The following is a 22456-nucleotide window of genomic DNA, read 5'->3' as shown; positions in this document are numbered from 1 at the left end:
AGGCCAGTAATGGGTTAAGTGATAACAGGTGTCTGGAAATATAGGGGCAAATCCATGATATGACGTAATTTATTGTCACGAAGCTCGCCTTCGCAGGAGTTTAATTATGTCTTCGGATGCTGATGCTCACAAAGTGGGCTTAATCCCCGTTACTCTGATGGTGTCGGGGAATATTATGGGGTCAGGTGTATTTCTGTTACCTGCAAACCTGGCCTCAACTGGCGGTATTGCCATATATGGTTGGTTGGTGACGATTATCGGTGCTTTGGCTTTATCGATGGTCTACGCCAAAATGTCGTTCCTCGATCCCAGCCCTGGCGGTTCATATGCCTACGCGCGCCGCTGTTTCGGTCCTTTTCTCGGATATCAAACCAACGTTCTCTACTGGCTGGCCTGCTGGATTGGCAATATCGCCATGGTGGTCATTGGCGTCGGCTATTTGAGCTATTTCTTCCCGCTCCTGAAAGATCCGTGGGTATTAACCATCACCTGCGTGGTGGTGCTGTGGATCTTCGTTCTGCTTAATATCGTCGGTCCGAAAATGATCACCCGCGTGCAGGCCGTCGCTACCGTGTTGGCGCTGATCCCAATCGTCGGGATTGCCGTATTCGGCTGGTTCTGGTTCCACGGAGAAACCTATATGGCGGCATGGAACGTCAGCGGCCTGGGCACCTTCGGCGCGATTCAAAGCACCTTAAACGTTACGCTGTGGTCATTTATCGGGGTGGAAAGTGCGTCTGTTGCAGCAGGTGTGGTTAAAAACCCGAAACGCAACGTCCCTATCGCCACCATTGGCGGGGTATTGATTGCCGCCGTTTGCTATGTGCTCTCGACCACCGCGATTATGGGGATGATCCCCAACGCCGCACTGCGCGTTTCCGCCTCACCTTTCGGCGATGCTGCGCGGATGGCGCTGGGTGATACCGCAGGGGCCATTGTTTCCTTCTGTGCGGCGGCTGGTTGCTTAGGTTCGCTGGGCGGCTGGACATTACTGGCCGGGCAAACGGCGAAAGCCGCTGCCGATGACGGTCTGTTCCCACCGATTTTTGCCCGCGTCAACAAAGCAGGCACACCGGTAGCTGGGTTGATTATCGTCGGTATCCTGATGACTATCTTCCAGTTCAGCAGCATTTCGCCAAACGCAACCAAAGAGTTCGGTCTGGTCTCTTCCGTATCGGTAATCTTTACCCTGGTGCCTTATCTTTATACCTGTGCAGCTTTACTACTTTTAGGCCACGGTCACTTTGGTAAAGCGCGTCCGGCGTATCTGGCTATCACCACTATCGCCTTCCTTTACTGCATCTGGGCGGTGGTCGGTTCTGGCGCACAAGAGGTCATGTGGTCATTCGTCACGCTGATGGTGATTACCGCAATGTACACGCTGAACTACAACCGACTGCATAAAAACCCCTATCCTTTAGATGCACCAATAAGCAAAGATTAAGCCCCCTTAATCCAGCAAACATAAAAGCCAACCTTAAGAACTTAAGGTTGGCTTAACTTTGCTTTGCGAGCATATGCGCACTTTGTTCGATGGAAACACCGTGATGTTGAAGCGCCTTCTAAAAAGACCCTCTTTGAATTTACTCGCCTGGCTATTGCTGGCCTCTTTTTATATTGCTATCTGCCTGAACATTGCCTTTTTTAAACAGGTGTTACAGGCGTTACCGCTGGATTCAATGCATAGCGTGCTGGTTTTCTTGTCGATGCCGGTCGTCGCGTTCAGCGTGATTAATATTGTCCTGACGCTAGGCTCTTTCTTATGGCTTAATCGTCCACTGGCCTGCCTGTTTATTCTTGTCGGCGCGTCTGCGCAATATTTCATAATGACTTATGGCATCGTCATCGACCGTTCGATGGTTGCCAATATCATGGATACCACACCTGCGGAAAGCTACGCGTTAATGACACCGCAGATGTTATTAACTCTGGGATTAAGCGGGGTTCTTGCTGCACTGATTGCCTGCTGGGTAAAAATCAAACCCGCAACCTCACGCCTGCGTAGCGTTCTTTTCCGTGGCGCCAATATTCTGATTTCTGTACTGCTGATTCTGCTGGTCGCCGCGTTGTTTTATAAAGACTACGCCTCGCTGTTTCGCAACAACAAAGAGCTGGTGAAATCCTTAAGCCCCTCCAACAGCATTGTTGCCAGTTGGTCATGGTATTCCCACCAGCGACTGGCAAATCTGCCGCTGGTTCGCATTGGCGAGGATGCACACCGCAACCCATTAATGCAAAAAGAGAAGCGTAAAAATCTGACCATCTTGATCGTCGGCGAAACCTCGCGGGCAGAGAATTTCTCACTCAACGGCTACCCACGTGAAACCAATCCGCGTCTGGCGAAAGATAACGTGGTCTATTTCCCCAATACCGCGTCTTGCGGCACGGCAACGGCTGTCTCTGTGCCATGCATGTTCTCGGATATGCCGCGTGAGCATTACAAAGAAGAGCTGGCACAGCACCAGGAAGGCGTGCTGGATATCATTCAGCGAGCGGGCATTAATGTGTTATGGAATGACAACGACGGTGGCTGCAAAGGTGTCTGCGACCGCGTACCACACCAGAATGTCACCGCGCTGAACCTGTCCGGCCAGTGTATCAACGGCGAATGCTATGACGAGGTGCTGTTCCACGGGCTGGAAGAGTACATCAATAACCTGCAAGGTGATGGCGTGATTGTCTTACACACCATCGGTAGCCACGGCCCGACCTATTACAACCGCTATCCGCCGCAGTTCAGGAAATTTACCCCCACCTGCGACACCAACGAGATCCAGACCTGTTCCAAAGAACAACTGGTGAACACTTACGATAATACGTTGCTCTACGTCGACTATATTGTTGATAAAGCAATTAATCTGCTGAAAGAACATCAGGATAAATTTACCACCAGCCTGGTTTATCTTTCTGACCATGGTGAATCGTTAGGTGAAAATGGCATCTACCTGCACGGCCTGCCTTATGCCATCGCACCTGACAGCCAAAAACAAGTACCGATGCTGCTGTGGTTATCGGAGGATTATCAAAAGCGGTATCAGATTGACCAGAGCTGCCTGCAAAAACAGGCACAAACGCAGCACTATTCACAGGACAATTTATTCTCAACCCTGTTGGGATTAACCGGCGTCGAAACGAAGTATTACCAGGCTGCGGATGATATTCTGCAAACTTGCAGGAGAGTGACTGAATGAAAATTCTGATTGTTGAAGACGATACACTGTTATTGCAGGGGCTGATTCTGGCGGCGCAAACCGAAGGCTACGCGTGTGATGGCGTTACGACCGCGCGGATGGCGGAGCAAAGCCTTGAGGCCGGTCATTACAGCCTGGTGGTGCTGGATTTAGGTTTACCCGACGAAGATGGGCTGCATTTTCTCGCCCGTATCCGGCAGAAAAAATATACCCTGCCGGTACTGATCCTCACCGCTCGCGACACCCTGACCGACAAAATAGCGGGGCTGGATGTCGGTGCCGATGACTATCTGGTAAAACCTTTTGCGCTGGAAGAGTTACACGCCCGCATCCGCGCTCTGCTGCGACGCCATAATAATCAGGGCGAAAGTGAGCTGATTGTTGGCAATCTGACGCTGAATATGGGTCGCCGTCAGGTATGGATGGGCGGCGAAGAGTTGATTCTGACGCCCAAAGAATATGCTCTGCTCTCGCGGCTGATGCTCAAAGCAGGCAGCCCCGTGCATCGGGAAATTCTCTACAACGATATCTACAACTGGGACAACGAACCCTCGACCAACACCCTGGAAGTGCATATCCACAACCTGCGCGACAAAGTGGGCAAAACACGTATCCGCACCGTGCGCGGCTTTGGCTATATGCTGGTCGCGAATGAGGAAAACTAATTGAATCTGATGCGTTTTCTGCGCCGCCCAATGTCGCTGCGTCAACGGCTGATATTGACCATCGGCGCCATTCTGCTGGTTTTTGAGCTGATTAGCGTCTTCTGGCTATGGCATGAAAGTACCGAGCAAATTCAGCTCTTTGAGCAGGCGCTACGTGACAATCGCAACAACGATCGCCACATCATGCGTGAGATCCGCGAAGCAGTCGCCAGCCTGATTGTTCCCGGCGTATTTATGGTCAGCCTGACACTATTTATCTGCTATCAGGCGGTACACCGCATCACACGCCCGTTGGCGGAACTGCAAAAAGAGCTGGAAGCGCGCACCGCTGACAACTTAACGCCCATAGCCATTCACAGTGCCACCCTCGAAATCGAAGCGGTGGTTTCGGCGTTGAACGATCTGGTCAGTCGCCTGACCAGCACGCTGGATAACGAAAGGTTGTTTACCGCTGACGTCGCTCACGAACTGCGAACGCCGCTGGCGGGGGTGCGTTTGCATCTGGAACTGCTGGCGAAAACGCATCACATTGATGTAGCGCCGTTAGTCGCACGGCTTGATCAGATGATGGAGAGCGTCTCCCAGTTGTTGCAACTGGCACGCGCCGGACAGTCATTTTCTTCCGGTAATTATCAACATGTAAAACTGCTGGAAGATGTGATCCTGCCCTCCTATGACGAACTCAGCACCATGCTCGACCAGCGTCAACAAACCTTGCTGTTACCAGAGAGCGCCGCCGACATCACCGTTCAGGGCGACGCGACCCTGCTACGGATGTTATTGCGTAACCTGGTAGAAAACGCCCATCGCTATAGTCCAACAGGCAGCAACATTATGATTAAACTGCAAGAAGATGGCGGTGCGGTAATGGCGGTTGAAGATGAAGGGCCTGGCATTGATGAGAGTAAATGCGGAGAGTTGAGCAAAGCGTTTGTACGAATGGACAGCCGTTATGGCGGGATTGGTCTGGGATTAAGCATTGTCAGCCGCATCACACAGTTGCATCACGGGCAGTTTTTCCTGCAAAACCGGGAAGAGGCTTCCGGCACGCGCGCCTGGGTACGGCTGAAAAAAGATCAGTACGTGGCAAACCAGATATAGAGAAAGCTGCTGACGACCAGCACGCTAAACACAGTCGTTAAACTTTCATAAACACGGTTTTTCATTGCACTCTCCTCCGTTGTCCTGGAGGAGAGTATGCGCGTCAGAGATTAAGTGAACCTTAAGAGTTCGATTGTTGGCCTGATAAGAGAGTGCCGCATCAGGCAATCCGTTTCAGCTTACTCATCAATTCGCGGATGTTGCTGCACCAGACGGGTACGTTTCGCCTGCAAATCGGCAATCTCCTGGTCAATATCCTCGATTTTCTGCTCGATATTATCGTAATGCTCGACGAGAATTTCCTTCGCTTCCTGCAAATCTGACGCCGCAGGCGTCGCACCTTTCAGTGGACGATTCGCCGTCTCTTTCATGGTCACGCCGGTAATCAAACCAATCACCGCCACTACCATCAGGTAATAGGCAGGCATCATCAGATTATGCGAGCTTTCCACCAGCCAGGCCGCCAGCGTTGGCGTCAGACCGGCAACCAGTACCGAAATATTAAATGCCGCCGCCAGCGCACTATAACGGATATGTGTCGGGAACATCGCTGGCAAGGTAGAGGCCATTACACCCGTAAAGCAGTTAAGGATCACCGCCAGCATCAGCAACCCGGCGAAAATCAGGCCGATAATATTACTGTTAATCAGGATAAACGCCGGGATCGCCAGCGCAAACAACGCAACACTGCCGAGGATCACAAACGGACGACGGCCAAAACGGTCACTCAGCAAGCCCATCACCGGCTGAACAAACAGCATACCGATCATAATCGCGATAATAATCAGCACCCCGTGGTCTTCGGAGTAATGCAGGTTATGCGACAAATAACTCGGCATATAAGTCAGCAACATGTAGTAAGTCACGTTGGTGGCAATCACCAGACCAATACATGTCAACAGACTGCGCCAGTGTTTGGTGGCAATCTCTTTAAACGAGACTTTCGGGCCATCCTGCAAACCTTCGCGGTCACCCTGTTCCAGTTTCTCAACATGTTGCTGGAACGCTGGCGTCTCTTCTAAAGCATGACGAAGATAAAGCCCAATAATTCCCAGCGGCAGCGCGATAAAGAACGGAATACGCCAGCCCCAGTCAAGGAAATTCTCTTCACCGACGATGGTCGAGATCAACACCACCACGCCCGCACCCAGCACAAACCCGGCAATAGAACCGAAATCCAGCCAGCTGCCCATAAAGCCACGTTTACGGTCAGGTGAGTATTCCGCAACAAATATCGACGCTCCGGTATATTCGCCGCCGACCGAGAAACCTTGTGCCATCTTACAGATCAACAGCAAAATCGGCGCCCAAATACCAATAGAGGCGTAGGACGGTATTAAACCGATACAGAACGTACTGATCGACATAATCACAATAGTGATAGCGAGGATCTTCTGGCGACCATATTTATCGCCCAACATACCAAAGAAGAGTCCGCCAAGCGGTCGAATCAGAAAGGGAACGGAGAAGGTGGCAAGTGCAGCAACCATCTGCACGCTGGGGTCAGCCCCTGGGAAAAATACTTTACCTAATGCGTAAGCAACAAAGCCATAAACACCAAAATCGAACCATTCCATTGCATTACCCAGCGATGCTGCAGTAATGGCTTTTCGCAGTTTACCGTCATCAATAATGGTGACATCACGAAGGGTTATCGGTTTTACTTTTTTCCTTTTCAGCATAGCTTTCCTCGCAGAGTAAGCCCATTTCCGCACGCGTCAGGCAAATCGACACGGCGCCCGCAAAAGGGGAGCGGGAATTGCAGGGTGCAATCTCTGTAACAAGCGTAGCTGGTTTGCTTACACGATCCGATTAAGGATTGTACAATCAAACCTGTTGACGCCTGAATTGGGCAGTTAATGACCTTTTTACCCTACCAGTGTTTAAATTTGTGATCAACTTCACACATGGATTTCGTTGAGCACTCATTGATGTAACTGATCATTTACAGTCAATTTACAGAGAAGATTTCCTCAACCATCGCGCCCGCCAGACGCTGTGCTGAACAGAGCCGTGGCATCCCCAGCGCGACGGTTTGCCAGCGTTGGGTTACTGACCAGCAAACGGGCTGCTTATCGGCATCGGACCACTTGCCAAGCCAACTTAAAAAGTCAGCATGATCCCCGCCAGTCGGGGTAGTAGGAGAGGAAAACCACTGATGGTAATAATGGCGAGTAGTCGGTGCCGCATTGATACTTTCAGCCAGATATTGCGTCGCTTTCACGCGTAAATCGCCAAGCAACAACGCCGCTGCTTGTGGGTTTCCCAGACGGCAGGCATCACCAAACGCCCCCCAGCGCAGCTCTTCCAGAGCAATAAAACAACGTCCCGGCAGCGACCAGGCGTTGTACGCACCAGCACACCAGCGGGTAAAAATTTGTTCACTCTGCTCACCTGCCTGAACCAGTAACCCTCGTTGCATTAACGCTTTTTCCTTCCAGCGACAGCGGGCAGAAAACCACTCATACAACGCGGCAATTTGCTGGGGAAGTTCCGGGAAAGCGGAGTGCGAGCGGTGATCCATTTTTTGCAATAGCGCCAGATGTTGCGTGATCTGCGTCAGCGCCAGATGGCCGGGATCCAGCATCGCCGCCAGTTTTTCCACCAATGTCAGGCGCAGGCTAAGTGGCGCATTTAACATTCCGACATTCGCCCACGCCTGAAGCTGTGCGCGCGCAAGGATCTCCTGCATCAGTCGTTCACGAAACTGCTGCTGATGGGCTTGTGGATAGCGGGCATCATCGCCCTGCGCCAGATCCACCAAAAAGCGGGGATAAACCGACTCCAGTACGCGACCGGAGCCGTCCAGTAACGTCTTTGTCAATACTGTTCTGCCATGAAAAGAGTTTGAATATCATCGCGTAACAACTGAGAGTCCGTATAAATCCAGCCATGAATCATCACGGTCTGTTGCAATTGCTGCTGCATCATCCTGACCACGGATTCATTTTGTTGACGCAGAGCCAGACTATCGCGTAAACGCGCCTGTAATTCCGTCAAACATAACGCGAAATCAGCGAAAAAAGTGTTCATGCCTGCCGTGACAGAATCATCGACCTGAACCGCCAAAGCTTTAGCCATTTGTTGGCAATAAAGGTCTACTTCTTCGGTTAACGTTCGTTGTAGCGCACTGTAATCAACGGCCTCTGGCGGGGATTTCTCACCACCCCGTCCCCAGTCAGGCTGATTCAGCCAGCGCGAGAACGTCTCACGCACAATGCCAAAACGGCTGCTCTGCTCATCCGTTGCTTCCTGGTGGGATATTGCATCGCTGAACAACTGGCGAGTATTGAAGTGTGGGACTGCGCCATGAAAAGCAGGAAAATGAAAGCCGGGGCGAAACCCGGACTCATTCAATTCTGTTTTTACCCGCTGCTCGATGGGGTGAATAACATCGGTTAACACCCGGCAAAGGGTTGATTCCAGTTCAGCAAAACGCAGCGTAAAATCACGGCTGATTTTGGTCTGCGCCGCCTGTAACAGCGTCTCGCAGCGGGTACGAATCTCGCTTAACGACCATGAATCATGTTGAAAAAGTACAGCTAACTGGGTATTCACCTCATCTTGCTGCTGACGCAGAAAGTCGTTGGCTGATACCAGAGCCACCTCGATTTCATGTTTAATCTCGCCACTCACCTGCACCTGATTGAGCTGCAATAGCTGCATATTTTCTTCAACCTGGCGGATATTTTGCCGCAATTGCTCGCAGACGACGTTCAGCCCGTGTGCGCGAAAATCAAGGTATTCCCGCGCTTGTTGGGCATAATTCAACAACTTATGCGAGGCAGATCGCAGAGCATATAACGACGCGTTGGCGTAGGCAGCATGGAGTAATGCCTGAACCGGTTGCGCGAACAGCGAATCTTCCCACAGTTGATCGGCGGCATGACGAATACGGTCGATATCTGCCAGATCGGCATTGCGCCAGCGCCTGCCAAGCGCGGCATGGGCAAAATCCTCCACCCAGCGTTGTTGCTCCGGCGCAGGCAACTTCCCATTGTTAGCTAACTCATGACGTGCCCGATTCGCCAGATAGCCCCACATCGACGATACCGGAAATATCTGCCCTGGCGTAACACAGCCTTTCATCAGCGTTCCGGAAATCAGCGCCCGCACCTGTTCGGCATCGTCACTGTTACGATCCTGCTGATCGAACTTATTGACGAGCACATACAGCGGTACTGATTTCCCCACCGCTAAAACCGCCTCACGCACCTCTTCATCGGAGATTGACTTCAGTTGCGTATAGTCCAGCACCGCCAGCACTGCGGAGGCGCGCGCCAGTTGCTCGTTAAGCATTTTTTGCAGATGCGGTTGTCCGGCTTCATTCGGTCCGGGGGTATCCAGCAACGTCAATTGACCGGGATAACTCTCCAGCCCCGCCAGATGGACAAACTCCACTTCAATTACTGGAATATGCTCAATGGCGGCGTAAGCAGAAAAAGGAAAATCGACGTCCAGCGCCTTCGCCAGACGCACCAAATCATTCAAACTTTTCAGACAATGAAAAATTGGCTGGGCACCAAGATAATATTTTTCAAAAGCAACGCCATTTTCGATCCGCTGCATAAGCGCACGCATATCTTTATCTATTTCCAGCAGTTCGGTCAGATGCTCAATATCGCAATCGCGCAGGCGTTGTTGTAATTGTTGGATTAAACAGTCGATTGGTGCGACATGTGAAAAATGCAGCACCGGTTCTTTTTGCCCCGGCGTATGGCGAATAAGCGTCGGCAGCGCAGTCATAGGGCGATTGCGATTAGGCAGAACTTCAGTGCCAACAATAGCGTTAATGGTGGTTGATTTCCCTGCTTTCATGGTGCCAATAATCGCCAGCACCATTTCCAGACGGGAAATTTTACGCAGCTCATTATTCAGCATCGCATGACGCTCGGCGATATTAGGCTGACTCCAGGGTAAAGTCAGTGGTGGTGCATCTTCTCCGGGCACAGAGAGCGGCATTTTTTCCAGTAACTGCAACTGTTGTCGGGAAAGCTGTAACAGACGCTCAGCCTCCTGACTTAATTCATATATTGTCTGTGTGTACATGGAAAATTCTTCCTTAAGGCAAATTTCATTATTTTTTATTTAGCCAGATCGTTTTTTAGTTCTGTTGTCGGCTTTTATAATTACTGCAGGAAATAATTTTTATATTTAATATATTGTTTTTATTAGGATGAATAAATCTCTTCCGACAAGTTAAAAGTCAGAAAGATAAAATAACAATTTAATTAAAAAAAGAACAAGAAGAGAGTTAACCTTAACTTAAATAATAAACAGAGGCAAAAAGATTATTTTCTTTTTGCGTTGTCTTTCAAATGAAAACGATCGTCGACTAAAATCAGCAGTACCCCCGACAAACTCAGGGATTTTGTGTATAATTGCGGCCTTTTTCGGCAATCTGCCGTTTTTTGGCGCTTTTGCCCTGCTGACTTTTGAGGAAATCCACATGTCATTACCACACTGCCCGAAATGCAACTCCGAATACACCTACGAAGATAACGGCATGTACATCTGCCCGGAATGCGCCTACGAATGGAACGACGCCGAACCTGCACAGGAAAGCGACGAGCTGATCGTTAAAGATGCTAACGGCAACCTGCTGGCTGACGGCGACAGCGTTACCATCATTAAAGATCTGAAGGTGAAAGGTAGCTCTTCGATGCTGAAAATTGGCACCAAAGTGAAAAACATCCGCCTGGTTGAAGGCGACCATAACATCGATTGCAAAATCGACGGTTTTGGTCCAATGAAACTGAAATCTGAGTTTGTGAAAAAGAACTGATTTCGAATGCCGGGTGCGATACATCCGGCAACGGTGCCAAATGCCTGATGCGACGCTTGCGCGTCTTATCAGGCCTACTCTTCATCTGTACAAAATTCAAACTACACTTAACTGACTTCTCTTAACTGAGGTCACCATCATGCCGTTAAGTCCCTATATCTCTTTTTCCGGTAACTGTGCCGACGCGATAGCCTATTACCAACGCGCGTTAGGCGCGGAACTGCTCTATAAAATCAGCTTTGGGGAAATGCCGAAACCCACGCAAGAAAGCACCGAAGGCTGTCCTTCAGGGATGCAATTTCCCGATACTGCCATCGCCCATGCTAACGTGCGCATTGCCGGAAGCGACATCATGATGAGCGATGCCATACCGTCAGGAAAAGCCAACTACTCCGGCTTTACGCTGGTGCTCGATTCGCAACAGGTCGAGGAAGGGAAACGTTGGTTTGACAACCTTGCCGCCAACGGAAAAATCGAAATGGACTGGCAGGAAACCTTCTGGGCGCATGGCTTCGGCAAAGTTACCGATAAATATGGTGTGTCGTGGATGATTAATGTCGTTAAGCAGCAGTCAACACAATAGCGGGGCTTTAATAGCTGATGGGGAGAATTAGGGGGAGGGGCGATGCCTGCTCCACACCCAACATCACCGCCCATACTCATCTTCCATTCTCCGCTCTTCATCTTCCAGCTGCCGACGCTCCTGATCAAGCTGGCGCTGGCGGTCGTCAAGCTGCCTGCGGCGATCTTCAAACTGGCGGCGGCGGTCGTCATATTGTCTGCGACGATCGTCGCTCACTTGACGCTGCCAGCCGTCGTCGCGCGAATCTTCATAGTCACGCCCACGATCAGGGTTATAAGCGTCGTTAATCGCCTGCTGAATATTACCAATCGTGTCGTCGATAATATCGGCCTGAGCCGGAACGATGGTCAACGTGAGCAGGGTGAAAAGAAAGAGCGTGGAGTAAGGTTTCATAAGCCAGTCTCTGTGATGGACTGGCTTAACGTTAGTTGAGTGTGAATAACCGGAGTAGCGGAGTAATCTCAAATACGGTAAGGCGCAGACTCTTCCATTAGCTGGATAGCTCGCCGTTTATTTTCCGCCACCAGCACAATGCTATGACATTTTTGATCCGGAGAAATACTCCAGATACGTTCTTCCGGAATGCAGCCACCATCGTAGATCACTTTCGTGCCATCGTAAGGCCAAAATGTCTCTTGTTCAGTGTCTAATATAAACACTGAAATCTGATCGGACTCGCGCGCGATCTTCTGCCAGAGCATCTTCCCGCCATCATACTGATCAAAATCGCTGATGAGTGTGATTCCGCATTGCAGGATTAACGCTTCATACAGTCGCGTTGCCAGACCTTTATCGCGTTCACCTGGGGAGACGCAGATACCTTCCACTTGTACCAGATCCGAGTCTTCCCACCAGCGTTCAACGGCAATAATATCGCTGCCGAACTCTTTTTTACGCTGCAGGTCGAGAGCGGCAAGTACCCGATGACGTGGCACGCCTGCAAAAACTTCAATGTCCGCTTCAATGATGGCCGCTCTTGGCGTCTGGCTGTCATAAATCACCTGTAACAGACGCCCGGAAAGCTCGATCTCTTCCACCACGCGAAAAGAACGAGCAACCGTCATTGGGCTATAGGTGGTTGGCATCACGATCATATGTGAATCGCCTCTTGTCAGTACTGGCATAATTCCTTTTATATCCCATTCAGAACAGAATTGCTCACAATAGCAGCACATTTGCTCCAGGCCTCTTGATAAATTCTGAAAATCATCCCTCAATTTGCCCCAATGCCTGCGCCAGTTGCACGCGGGTAAAAGGTTTGCGCAGCAGCGCCACTTCTGGCAACGCGGGGTTATAGCTGGGGCGTAAATCCTGACCGCTGATAAGCAACAGCGTCAGGTGTGGGTAGCGTTTGCGTGCTGCATTGACCACTTCTGCGCCGCTCATACCGCCTGGGAGCATTAAGTCGCTGATAAAGATATCGATTTCCGCTGATGCCGCCAGCAGATCCAGCGCCTGTTCGCCGCTGCTGGCTTCCAGCGTCAAATAGCCCAGTAGGTGTAACTGTTCGCAGATTGTCTGGCGTACCGCAGCTTCATCTTCCAGCACCAACACCAGCTTATCGCCGCTGACGGCTGTCTGTTCTACCACCGCTGACGATACATTTTTCGCCGCCAACAACGCACGGGGAAGCTGTAGTCTGACTGTCGTTCCCTGCCCCGGCGCACTTTCGATTTCCACCCTCCCGCCGGACTGGCGCACAAAACCATAGACCATCAACAAGCCCAGCCCGCTGCCGCTCCCCGTCTGTTTGGTGGTAAAGAACGGTTCGAACACCTGGTCTTTCACCTCCTGCGACATTCCACAGCCATGATCGATAACCTCCAGAGCCACCATATCCTGACGCTGCCCACCGCTACGGGTGACACGCTGGTTCCAGGTGCGGATTTTGAGGGTTCCCGTCAGCCCTTCCATCGCATCACGAGCGTTCATCACCAGGTTGATGATGGCGTTTTCCAGTTGGCTGACGTCAATCCACGCAGGCCACGCCGGAGACTGCGCTTCAATCTCCAGCGTCAGCGTTGCCGGTAAGGAGTGGCGCATCAATTCGCTTAACTCTTCCAGTAATGTTTTCAGTTCAATGGCTTGTGGATGTAAGGACTGCTTGCGGGAAAATGCCAACAGCCGTTGGGTCAGTAGCGCGCCACGTTCGGCGGCTTGCTGCGCCCGCTGTATTCGCGGCGCGTCGGGCGAGTCCGTGTTCACCAGCTCCAGGCTGCCAATAATCACCGCCAACAGATTATTAAAATCATGCGCCAGTCCCCCCGTCAGTTGCCCGACCGCTTTTAGCTTCTGGCTGTGCAATAGCGCCTCTTCCAGCCCCTGCCGCTCGGTTTGGGCAATCTCCATCTGCGTGGTTTTCTCTTTCAGCAGCCGTGACGTCCGTTCAAGCGATGCGGTATTATGGGCGAAGACGTTAAAGGCGCGTGCCAGTTCCCCCAACTCATCGCGCCGCTGTAACGCCGGAAAGCTGACGTCTGCTTCACCGTGCGCCAGACGACTCATGGCGCGAGAAATCGCCGTCAGGTTTGAGCCAAGATTGCGATAGATGTACCAACCTGCAAACGCGGTGATCACCACCGCTAACAGGGCAAAGATCATGATCACTCTCTCGCCGGAGCGCAGATCCTGGTAGCTTTGCGCTACCCGCTGACCTGAAAGCATCGCCACCTGTTCGGCATAATGGTTAATATCGCTGTTAAGGATCGCCACCAGAGCTTTGATGTGAAACATATACCAGCTAATCGCCAGATCGCTTTGCTCCAGAGCGGCAGAAAGCGGCGCGAGTTTACGTAGTTCATCATTGAAATCAGTAAGTAGCGTATTTACTAACGGCGTATCACTATGAGTCGGCAGCGCAGACATCACTTCAACCAGTTGATGAATAATCGCCTGCGGTGCTGGAGTGGCAATGGTGGCAACAATCAGCCGGTTCATCTCGTTAAGCAAAATATCATCTTGCGCGTGAGTGACTTTTTGCAGATGCCGCAGATAACTTAAGTTTTGATATAGCGAACTTAACAACGCGTTGCGTTCCAGATGCCGCCTTTGCCCCCGCTCCAGCATTCCGCCGACGCTGGTTTGCAGTTCATTGCTGCGCTGGATGATTCGCGCCACCAGTCCGGCGTCCTGCTGTGCTAAAGGCGCTGTCGCCAGTTGCTCAAGTGAGTTTTTTAACGCCCGCTGTGTCTCCAGCAATCGCTCGGCTTCGCCTTTATATTCCAGCGCCCCCACCACCTGTGACAATCGCACCGCCGCCGTCGCCACGTTTGCCGTGTCGCGCGCCAGATTCAGGCTGCCGGTCATATCATCTACCGTTTGCTGCTGCACCTGCTCCTGCATCTGGCTGGCATGACGAAAGCCCATTACCGCCACGCCGCTGACCATCAGCGTCACTGCCACCACCAGCAAATTCAAAAGCAGCAATCGCCCGCGCGCGCTGGCAAAAAAGTGACGTCCGGGGTGCGCCATATCACGCTCCGTGAAGAAAATTCGCAATATGACAAATATGAACGGCTTCTGACATTTTGCATTTACTTTCCTGTGATGGAGTGCTGATATCGACAACCTCGCAGGAGTCCACCATGAACAGCACGCCAGTTCTGGAGATGCGCAATATTGCCAAAGCCTTCGGCAAATTTTATGCGCTCAAAGGGGTGGATTTGACGGTTTACCCTGGCGAGATCCATGCCCTGATGGGGGAAAACGGCGCAGGAAAAAGCACGCTGATGAAGGTGCTGGCAGGGGCTTATACCGCCACCAGCGGCGAGATCCTGATTGATGGCAACCCCTTTCACATTCGCACGCCAAAAGATGCCTTAAGCGCCGGTATTACGCTGATTTATCAGGAGATGCAGCTGGCACCCAATTTGACGGTGGCAGAGAACATTTTCCTCGGCAGCGAGCTTTCCCACGGCGGGCTGGTGCAGCGTAAAGAGATGCTGGTACAGGCGCAAAAAGTGATCGACCGCCTTGGCGCGCAGTTTAACGCCAGCGATAAAGTCATGACGCTGACCATTGCCGAACAACAGCAGGTCGAAATTGCCCGCGCGCTGCATCGCAACAGCCGCATTCTGGTGATGGACGAACCCACCGCCGCCCTCTCCTCCCGCGAAACTCACCGCTTGTTTGAACTGATTATGCGGCTGCGCGATGAAGGGATGGCGATTATCTACATCAGCCACCGCATGGCAGAAGTGTATGAGCTTTCCGATCGCGTCAGCGTGCTGCGCGACGGGCAATACGTTGGCAGCCTGACCCGCGACAACCTCAACGCTGCTGAACTGGTGCGGATGATGGTTGGCAGGCCGCTGAGCGATCTGTTCAATAAAGAACGCGATATCCTGCCCGGCAAAGCCCGCCTGAACGTTCACCACCTGACCGACGGCGGCAAAGTGCAGCCGAGCAGCCTGCTGGTGCGTTCCGGCGAAATTGTCGGCCTCGCAGGGCTGGTGGGTGCCGGACGTTCCGAACTCGCGCAGTTAATTTTCGGCGTGCGTAAAGCAACGGGCGGAATGATTGAAGTGGATGGCGAACCGGTGGTGATCCACTCCCCGCGCGAAGCCATCGATCTTGGCATTGGATTTCTGACCGAAAACCGTAAAGAACAGGGGCTGTTCCTTGAAATGGCAGCAGCCGAAAACATCACCATGGCAACCCTGGAGCGCGATGCCAGCTGGGGGATGCTCAACCGCAAAAAAGCGCAAACCATCTCCGATGACGCCATTAAGTTGCTCAACATTCGTGTGCCACATTCCCAGGTGCGAGCGGGCGGGCTTTCGGGCGGTAATCAGCAAAAACTGTTGATCTCCCGCTGGGTGGCGATTGGCCCACGCATTTTACTGCTCGATGAACCCACGCGCGGCGTGGATGTCGGCGCAAAAAGCGAGATCTACCGGATCATGAACGAGATGGCGCGCAAGGGCGTGGCGATCCTGATGATCTCCAGCGAACTGCCGGAGATAGTCGGGATGAGCGATCGCGTTTATGTAATGCGCGAAGGCAGCATTGCCGGTGAGTTAAACGGCAACAACATCACCCAGGAAAACATTATGACCTTAGCGACCGGCGTCAACGACGCCCATTCCCAGGCGGTGCGCTCATGACAACATCTGCAAAGACCTCTGCCAAAAAAATGTTAATGAGCGATCTGATGCAAACGGTCGGCATTTTGCCAATTCTAATCCTGATCGTGGTAGTTTTTGGCTTTATCGCGCCAAACTTTTTTACCGAAAGCAACCTGCTGAATATTACCCGCCAGGCGTCAATCAACATTGTGCTGGCGGCGGGAATGACCTTCATTATTTTGACCGGCGGGATCGATCTTTCTGTAGGTTCAATTCTTGGCACCACGGCGGTAGCGGCGATGGTCGTCTCCCTTAGCCCGGAGTTCGCCATGCTGTCGATCCCGGCTGCGCTGATGCTCGGCCTGCTGCTGGGGTTGTTCAACGGCGCGCTGGTGGCCTTTGCCGGATTACCGCCGTTTATTGTCACACTCGGCACCTATACGGCGCTGCGCGGGGCAGCGTATCTGCTGGCGGATGGCACTACGGTTATCAACTCCAACATTAATTTCGAGTGGATAGGCAACAACTATCTTGGACCGATCCCCTGGCTGGTGGTCATTGCGCTGGCGGTAATCGTGCTGTGCTGGTTTATTCTGCGCCGTACCACGCTTGGCGTTCATATCTACGCCGTCGGCGGCAATATGCAGGCGGCACGTCTTACCGGCATAAAAGTCTGGCTGGTGCTGCTGTTTGTTTATGGCATGAGCGGCCTGCTTTCAGGGTTGGGCGGGATTATGAGTGCCTCGCGACTGTACAGCGCCAACGGCAACTTAGGCATGGGTTACGAACTGGACGCCATTGCAGCGGTGATCCTCGGCGGCACTAGTTTTGTCGGCGGCATCGGCACCATCACCGGCACGCTGGTGGGGGCGCTGATTATCGCCACGCTAAACAACGGCATGACCTTAATGGGCGTCTCTTACTTCTGGCAACTGGTGATCAAAGGGGCGGTGATCATCATTGCGGTGCTGATCGACAAATACCGTACCCGACATCATCAAAGCGCATAACAACAATACCCTACACATGAGGAATACAGCATGAGGAATACAGCATGAGATTGAAGCCCTTAGTGACCGCGCTCTGTGCAGGCGCGCTGCTGGTCGCTGCACCGTTCGCCCAGGCGAAAGAACTGAAATCGATAGGCGTGACGGTGGGCGATCTGGCGAACCCGTTCTTCGTGCAGATAACCAAAGGCGCGGAGCTGGAAGCGCGCAAACTGGCAGGCGATAACGTCAAAGTGACGCTGGTGTCCAGCGGCTACGATCTGGGCCAGCAGGTGTCGCAAATAGACAACTTTATCGCCGCCAACGTCGATATGATCATTTTGAATGCTGCCGATTCAAAAGGGATCGGCCCGGCGGTGAAACGGGCGAAAGACGCCGAGATCGTGGTAGTGGCGGTTGACGTAGCGGCAGAAGGTGCCGATGCCACCATCACCTCCGATAACACCCAGGCGGGCGAAATGGCCTGTAAATACATCACCGATCGCCTGAAAGGCAAAGGCAACGTGGTGATCATCAACGGGCCGCCGGTGTCCGCCGTACAGAACCGCGTCGAAGGCTGCCAGACCGAATTTAAACGCCATCCTGACATCAAGGTGCTCTCTGACAACCAGAACGCCAAAGGCAGTCGTGAAGGCGGGCTGGAGGTGATGACCGGGCTGCTGGCGGCGAATCCGAAGATCGACGGCGTGTTTGCGATTAACGATCCCACCGCGATCGGCGCCGATCTGGCAGCAAAACAGGCACAACGTAACGAGTTCTTTATTGTCGGTGTGGACGGAAGCCCGGACGCCGAAGAGGCGCTGAAGCGTGAGAACTCGTTGTTTGTCGCGACTCCCGCGCAAGACCCACAGGTGATGGCGGCGAAAGCCGTTGAGATCGGTTATGACATTTTGCAGGGCAAGCCCGCGCCGAAAGAGCCGGTGCTAATCCCGGTGACGATGATCGACAAAGACAACGTCGGCAATTACAAAGGCTGGACGGTGAAATAAGTCCGAGGCCGGGCGGCGACGCTGCCCGGCGGTAGCGCATTAGCTAATCCAGGAGCTGGCATGATGGAACGTAAAGGTATTATCGCAGCAGGAAATATGTTGGTTGATCACGTCCACCAGATTATCCAGTGGCCGGAGCGCGGCTGGCTGGCGGAGATCACCCACAGCGAACGCTCTACCGGTGGCGCACCGCTTAACGTCCTGCTGACGCTGGCGAAAATGCGCGCCGGACTGCCTTTGCAGGCGGTCGGACTAATCGGTCAGGATAGCGATGGCGATTACATTATGGCAATGCTGGAGCAATATCACGTCAACCGCCAGCATGTGCAGCGCACCACCTTTGCGCCGACGTCGATGTCGCAGGTGATGACCGATCCCAGCGGACAGCGCACATTTTTCCATTCACCGGGCGCTAACCGGCTGCTGGATCTCCCGGCGTTCGACCAGCTTGATAGCAGCATGAAAATCTTCCATCTCGGCTATCTGCTCCTGCTCGAAAGCCTGGATATGCCAGACGATGTTTATGGCACTCGCAGCGCCCGCCTGCTGGCGCAGATGCATGACGCTGGCTATGAAACCTGTCTCGATCTGGTTTCCCGCAAGGGCGATCCGCGCTATCAGCCGCTGGTATTGCCCGCGTTGCGTCATCTGGATTATCTGGTGATTAACGAACTGGAGGCTGGGGAATTTAGCGGGCTGGAGATTCGTTTGCCTAACGGCGAGCCACATATCGCGCATATTGCCGCCGCCGCGCGCGAACTGTTAGATGCGGGCGTGCGCCAGCGCGTGGTGATTCACTGCGCGGAAGGCGCATGGGGAGAGACGCCAGAACAGGGCGGCATGTGGATACCCTCACGGAAATTAGAACCGCGCGAGATTATCGGTAGCGTCGGCGCGGGTGATGCGTTTTGTGCCGGATTTTTGTATGGCTGCCACGAACGCTGGACGCTTACCGAGAGCATCAAACTGGCACATGCCTGCGCACGCGCGAGCCTGTTATGCGCCAACGCCATCGACGGGGCAAAAACACTGGAAGAGCTGCAAACAGAAATGTCGGATTAATGCACGTCGGCAGCGAAGACATAACCCAGACCGCGCAGAGTTTTAATCAACATTGGCTGATGCGGGTTCAGTTCGATTTTGCGTCGTAGTCGCATGATTAATACGTCGATGGTGCGATCAAACACCTCTATGCTGTCACTATGGGTAAACTCCAGCAACTGCTCGCGGCTCAATACCCGACGGGCGTTTTGTGCCAGAGCCAGCAACAAGCCATATTCGCCCTGAGTCAGCTCAACAAGTTGCTGTCGCGGATTGTGTAGCTGGCAGCGTGTGGTACCGAGATACCAGCCATTAAATGACAGCCCGGCATTTTTCTCCTCATTGACCGCCAGCACGCCAACGCGCCGTAACACCGCTTTTAGTCGCGCGACCACTACCCGTGGGGTAAATGGCTTGCAGATGTAATCATCCGCGCCCATTTCCAGCCCGACCACCACATCAGACTCACTGCCCAGACCGGTCAGCATCACCACCGGCAATGCAGGACGCATTTTCTGTAGTTGTTGTAATACCATCAGGCCGTTGGTATCAGGCAACATCATATCCAGCACCACCAGCGCAATATCAGGATCGCCTTCAATACACGATATTGCCTCCTGTCCGGTATGGCAGACTGAAACCGTAAAGACATGTTCGCTTAACACGTCCTGCAACAGTGCACAGATAGCCGCGTCATCATCCACCACCAGCACCACGGGTTTCATGGTTACACTCCGCATTATTCACCTGATTAATCATTGTGCGTACTTCCTGGCGAAGTGAAAGAGGAAAGCAATATATATAATGAAAATATAATTCATGTCACATTATTGATATTGTTAATAGATATGCCGTACTTTTTCACCTTCAGCACAAATGCCTAATAAAATGGCTCGTTCCGCTCACACTTCCGTTTATTAAAGTCGTCGTTTCCCAATTATGATAACGCCAGCTTTAAATGACGTATTTTGCATGGATTACATATTTACGACATAAATGATAAATGGAGATTTATATGAATAACTCTCAGTTATTCCGTTTGAGCAGGATTGTTATTGCCTTAACCGCCGCCAGCAGCATGATGGTAAATACCGCTTACGCAACAGATGAAGCGAAAGCCGCCACTCAATATACGCAACAGGTAAATCAGAATTACGCCAAATCATTACCGTTTAGCGATCGTCAGGATTTTGACGATGCCCAGCGTGGATTTATCGCCCCGCTGCTCGATGAAGGTATTCTGCGTGATGCGAATGGCAAAGTTTACTACCGCGCGGACGATTACAAATTTGATATTAATGCCGCTGCGCCGGAAACGGTAAACCCCAGCCTGTGGCGTCAGTCGCAGATCAACGGTATTTCTGGCCTGTTCAAAGTCACCGATAAAATGTATCAGGTGCGTGGTCAGGACATCTCCAACATTACGTTCGTGGAAGGCGAGAAAGGCATTATTGTTATCGACCCGCTGGTGACGCCGCCAGCCGCAAAAGCCGCACTTGACCTTTACTTCCAGCATCGTCCGCAAAAACCGATTGTTGCGGTTATCTACACCCATAGCCACGCCGACCATTATGGCGGTGTGAAAGGCATTATCTCTGAAGCTGATGTTAAATCGGGAAAAGTTCAGGTGATCGCTCCGGCTGGCTTTATGGACGAAGCCATCAGCGAAAACGTACTGGCGGGTAATATTATGAGCCGCCGTGCGCTCTACTCTTACGGCCTGTTACTGCCGCACAACGCGCAGGGTAACGTGGGTAACGGCCTCGGCGTGACGCTGGCAACCGGTGACCCAAGCATTATTGCGCCAACCAAAACTATCGTCAGAACTGGCGAGAAGATGATTATCGACGGTCTGGAGTTTGACTTCCTGATGACCCCTGGCAGCGAAGCGCCAGCGGAAATGCACTTCTATATTCCGGCACTGAAAGCCCTATGTACCGCCGAGAACGCTACTCATACCCTGCACAACTTCTACACTCTGCGCGGCGCGAAAACCCGCGACACCAGCAAGTGGACCGAGTATCTGAACGAAACGCTGGATATGTGGGGTAACGAAGCAGAAGTATTGTTTATGCCGCATACCTGGCCGGTTTGGGGCAATAAGCATATCAATGATTATATTGGTAAATATCGCGATACCATCAAGTATATTCACGACCAGACCCTGCACCTGGCAAACCAGGGCTACACCATGAATGAAATCGGCGACATGATTAAGCTGCCGCCAACGCTCGCCAATAACTGGGCCAGCCGTGGCTATTACGGTTCTGTCAGCCACAACGCCCGTGCGGTATATAACTTCTACCTCGGCTATTACGACGGTAACCCGGCAAACCTGCATCCGTATGGTCAGGTGGAGATGGGTAAACGTTATGTGCAGGCGCTGGGCGGTTCCGCACGCGTCATCAACCTGGCGCAAGAAGCGAACAAGCAGGGTGATTATCGCTGGTCGGCAGAACTGCTGAAACAGGTGATTGCCGCCAATCCGGGTGACCAGGTGGCGAAAAACCTGCAAGCCAATAACTTTGAACAGCTCGGTTATCAGGCAGAGTCCGCCACCTGGCGCGGTTTCTACCTGACTGGCGCGAAAGAGCTGCGCGAAGGGGTACATAAGTTCAGCCATGGCACCACCGGTTCCCCGGATACCATTCGCGGTATGTCGGTCGAAATGCTGTTCGACTTTATGGCTGTTCGCCTCGATAGCGAAAAAGCCGCCGGGAAGAATATCAGCCTGAACTTCAATATGAGTAACGGCGATAACCTCAACCTGACCCTGAACGATAGCGTGCTTAACTACCGTAAAACGCTGCAACCGCAAGCCAATGCCTCTTTCTACATTAACCGTGAAGATCTGCACGCCGTGCTGACCGGACAGGCGAAAATGGCGGATCTGGTAAAAGCGAAGAAAGCCAAAATTATTGGCAATGGTGCGAAACTGGAAGAAATTATTGCCTGTCTGGATAATTTTGATTTGTGGGTGAATATCGTAACCCCGAATTAATTCCACTCATTCTCGGGGGCGTTCAAG

Annotated in this window: 19 protein-coding genes; 11 read left to right on the top strand and 8 right to left on the bottom strand. The window is 52.3% G+C overall.

Translation table 11 applies throughout. The features are described 5' to 3' along the window. Positions 1-106: 106 nt before the first annotated feature. The 4 genes from adiC (at position 107) to pmrB (ending at position 4957) form a co-directional block, all read left to right on the top strand. Positions 107-1444, top strand: coding sequence for an arginine/agmatine antiporter (adiC, locus tag BEG40_RS14585; protein WP_000093133.1), 1338 nt, complete (start codon positions 107-109; stop codon positions 1442-1444). 103 nt (positions 1445-1547) lie between these two features. After that, positions 1548-3191 (top strand): phosphoethanolamine transferase EptA, encoded by a 1644-nt coding sequence (gene eptA / locus BEG40_RS14580; protein ID WP_105285636.1) that lies wholly within the window; start codon positions 1548-1550, stop codon positions 3189-3191. Next, positions 3188-3856 carry a two-component system response regulator BasR gene (gene basR, locus BEG40_RS14575; RefSeq protein WP_000697918.1) on the top strand — a complete coding sequence of 223 codons (669 nt, stop codon included), beginning with the start codon at positions 3188-3190 and terminating at the stop codon, positions 3854-3856. Before eptA ends, basR begins: the two co-directional genes overlap by 4 nt. Beyond that, on the top strand, positions 3857-4957 hold the full coding sequence (gene pmrB, locus BEG40_RS14570; RefSeq protein ID WP_198600209.1) for a two-component system sensor histidine kinase PmrB: 1101 nt from the start codon (positions 3857-3859) through the stop codon (positions 4955-4957). Here the strand turns inward: pmrB and pmrR are convergent. From pmrR to crfC, 4 genes are all read right to left on the bottom strand, one after another. After that, on the bottom strand, positions 4933-5022 hold the full coding sequence (gene pmrR / locus BEG40_RS14565; RefSeq protein ID WP_000797657.1) for an LpxT activity modulator PmrR: 90 nt from the start codon (positions 5020-5022) through the stop codon (positions 4933-4935). The two genes, pmrB and pmrR, sit on opposite strands and share 25 nt — an antisense overlap. A 114-nt stretch (positions 5023-5136) precedes the next feature. Next, positions 5137-6639 (bottom strand): glycine betaine/L-proline transporter ProP, encoded by a 1503-nt coding sequence (gene proP / locus BEG40_RS14560; RefSeq protein ID WP_010353876.1) that lies wholly within the window; start codon positions 6637-6639, stop codon positions 5137-5139. Between the two features lie 269 nt (positions 6640-6908). Further along, the gene (locus BEG40_RS14555) at positions 6909-7781 is read right to left on the bottom strand and encodes a diguanylate cyclase regulator RdcB family protein (protein ID WP_105285635.1); all 873 of its coding nucleotides are present in this window, start codon (positions 7779-7781) and stop codon (positions 6909-6911) included. Further along, positions 7778-10006 carry a clamp-binding protein CrfC gene (gene crfC, locus BEG40_RS14550; protein ID WP_000288530.1) on the bottom strand — a complete coding sequence of 743 codons (2229 nt, stop codon included), beginning with the start codon at positions 10004-10006 and terminating at the stop codon, positions 7778-7780. Before crfC ends, BEG40_RS14555 begins: the two co-directional genes overlap by 4 nt. 400 nt (positions 10007-10406) lie before the next feature. On the opposite strand from crfC, the gene BEG40_RS14540 reads away from it, so the two are divergent. Both BEG40_RS14540 and yjdN read left to right on the top strand, forming a co-directional pair. Next, complete coding sequence (locus tag BEG40_RS14540) at positions 10407-10742, top strand: zinc ribbon domain-containing protein YjdM (RefSeq protein ID WP_001300891.1); 336 nt, start codon at positions 10407-10409, stop codon at positions 10740-10742. 139 nt (positions 10743-10881) lie between these two features. Continuing rightward, positions 10882-11325: a VOC family metalloprotein YjdN gene (yjdN, locus tag BEG40_RS14535; RefSeq protein ID WP_105285634.1), complete on the top strand. Its 444-nt coding sequence runs from the start codon at positions 10882-10884 to the stop codon at positions 11323-11325. A 63-nt stretch (positions 11326-11388) separates the two neighbouring features. On the opposite strand, the gene yjdP is transcribed toward yjdN, so the two are convergent. The 3 genes from yjdP to BEG40_RS14520 form a co-directional block, all read right to left on the bottom strand. Beyond that, on the bottom strand, positions 11389-11718 hold the full coding sequence (gene yjdP, locus BEG40_RS14530) for a DDRRRQL repeat protein YjdP (protein WP_016159899.1): 330 nt from the start codon (positions 11716-11718) through the stop codon (positions 11389-11391). 68 nt (positions 11719-11786) lie between these two features. Next, complete coding sequence (locus BEG40_RS14525; RefSeq protein ID WP_000636711.1) at positions 11787-12419, bottom strand: GNAT family protein; 633 nt, start codon at positions 12417-12419, stop codon at positions 11787-11789. 112 nt (positions 12420-12531) lie between these two features. Next, on the bottom strand, positions 12532-14796 hold the full coding sequence (locus BEG40_RS14520) for a hybrid sensor histidine kinase/response regulator (protein WP_105285633.1): 2265 nt from the start codon (positions 14794-14796) through the stop codon (positions 12532-12534). A gap of 113 nt (positions 14797-14909) precedes the next feature. Between BEG40_RS14520 and BEG40_RS14510 the strand changes: the two genes are divergently transcribed. Genes BEG40_RS14510 through BEG40_RS14495 form a run of 4 tightly spaced genes read left to right on the top strand, consistent with a single transcriptional unit; the run spans position 14910 to position 19449 of the window. Further along, positions 14910-16430 carry a sugar ABC transporter ATP-binding protein gene (locus tag BEG40_RS14510; protein ID WP_105285632.1) on the top strand — a complete coding sequence of 507 codons (1521 nt, stop codon included), beginning with the start codon at positions 14910-14912 and terminating at the stop codon, positions 16428-16430. Continuing rightward, complete coding sequence (locus BEG40_RS14505; RefSeq protein WP_105285631.1) at positions 16427-17401, top strand: ABC transporter permease subunit; 975 nt, start codon at positions 16427-16429, stop codon at positions 17399-17401. The genes BEG40_RS14510 and BEG40_RS14505 overlap by 4 nt, the downstream gene beginning before the upstream one ends. A 44-nt stretch (positions 17402-17445) precedes the next feature. Continuing rightward, positions 17446-18387 carry an ABC transporter substrate-binding protein gene (locus BEG40_RS14500; RefSeq protein ID WP_105285630.1) on the top strand — a complete coding sequence of 314 codons (942 nt, stop codon included), beginning with the start codon at positions 17446-17448 and terminating at the stop codon, positions 18385-18387. 60 nt (positions 18388-18447) lie between these two features. Beyond that, on the top strand, positions 18448-19449 hold the full coding sequence (locus BEG40_RS14495; RefSeq protein ID WP_000970595.1) for a carbohydrate kinase family protein: 1002 nt from the start codon (positions 18448-18450) through the stop codon (positions 19447-19449). Here BEG40_RS14495 and BEG40_RS14490 read toward each other — a convergent pair. Then, on the bottom strand, positions 19446-20153 hold the full coding sequence (locus BEG40_RS14490; protein ID WP_105285629.1) for a response regulator transcription factor: 708 nt from the start codon (positions 20151-20153) through the stop codon (positions 19446-19448). The genes BEG40_RS14495 and BEG40_RS14490 overlap by 4 nt on opposite strands. A gap of 290 nt (positions 20154-20443) precedes the next feature. Between BEG40_RS14490 and yjcS the strand changes: the two genes are divergently transcribed. Next, positions 20444-22429: an alkyl sulfatase YjcS gene (gene yjcS / locus BEG40_RS14485; protein ID WP_105285628.1), complete on the top strand. Its 1986-nt coding sequence runs from the start codon at positions 20444-20446 to the stop codon at positions 22427-22429. Positions 22430-22456: the final 27 nt, after the last annotated feature.

Source organism: Escherichia sp. MOD1-EC5495, assembly GCF_002965965.1.
Taxonomy (GTDB): domain Bacteria; phylum Pseudomonadota; class Gammaproteobacteria; order Enterobacterales; family Enterobacteriaceae; genus Escherichia; species Escherichia ruysiae.
This window is presented reverse-complemented; position numbering and strand designations above follow the sequence as displayed.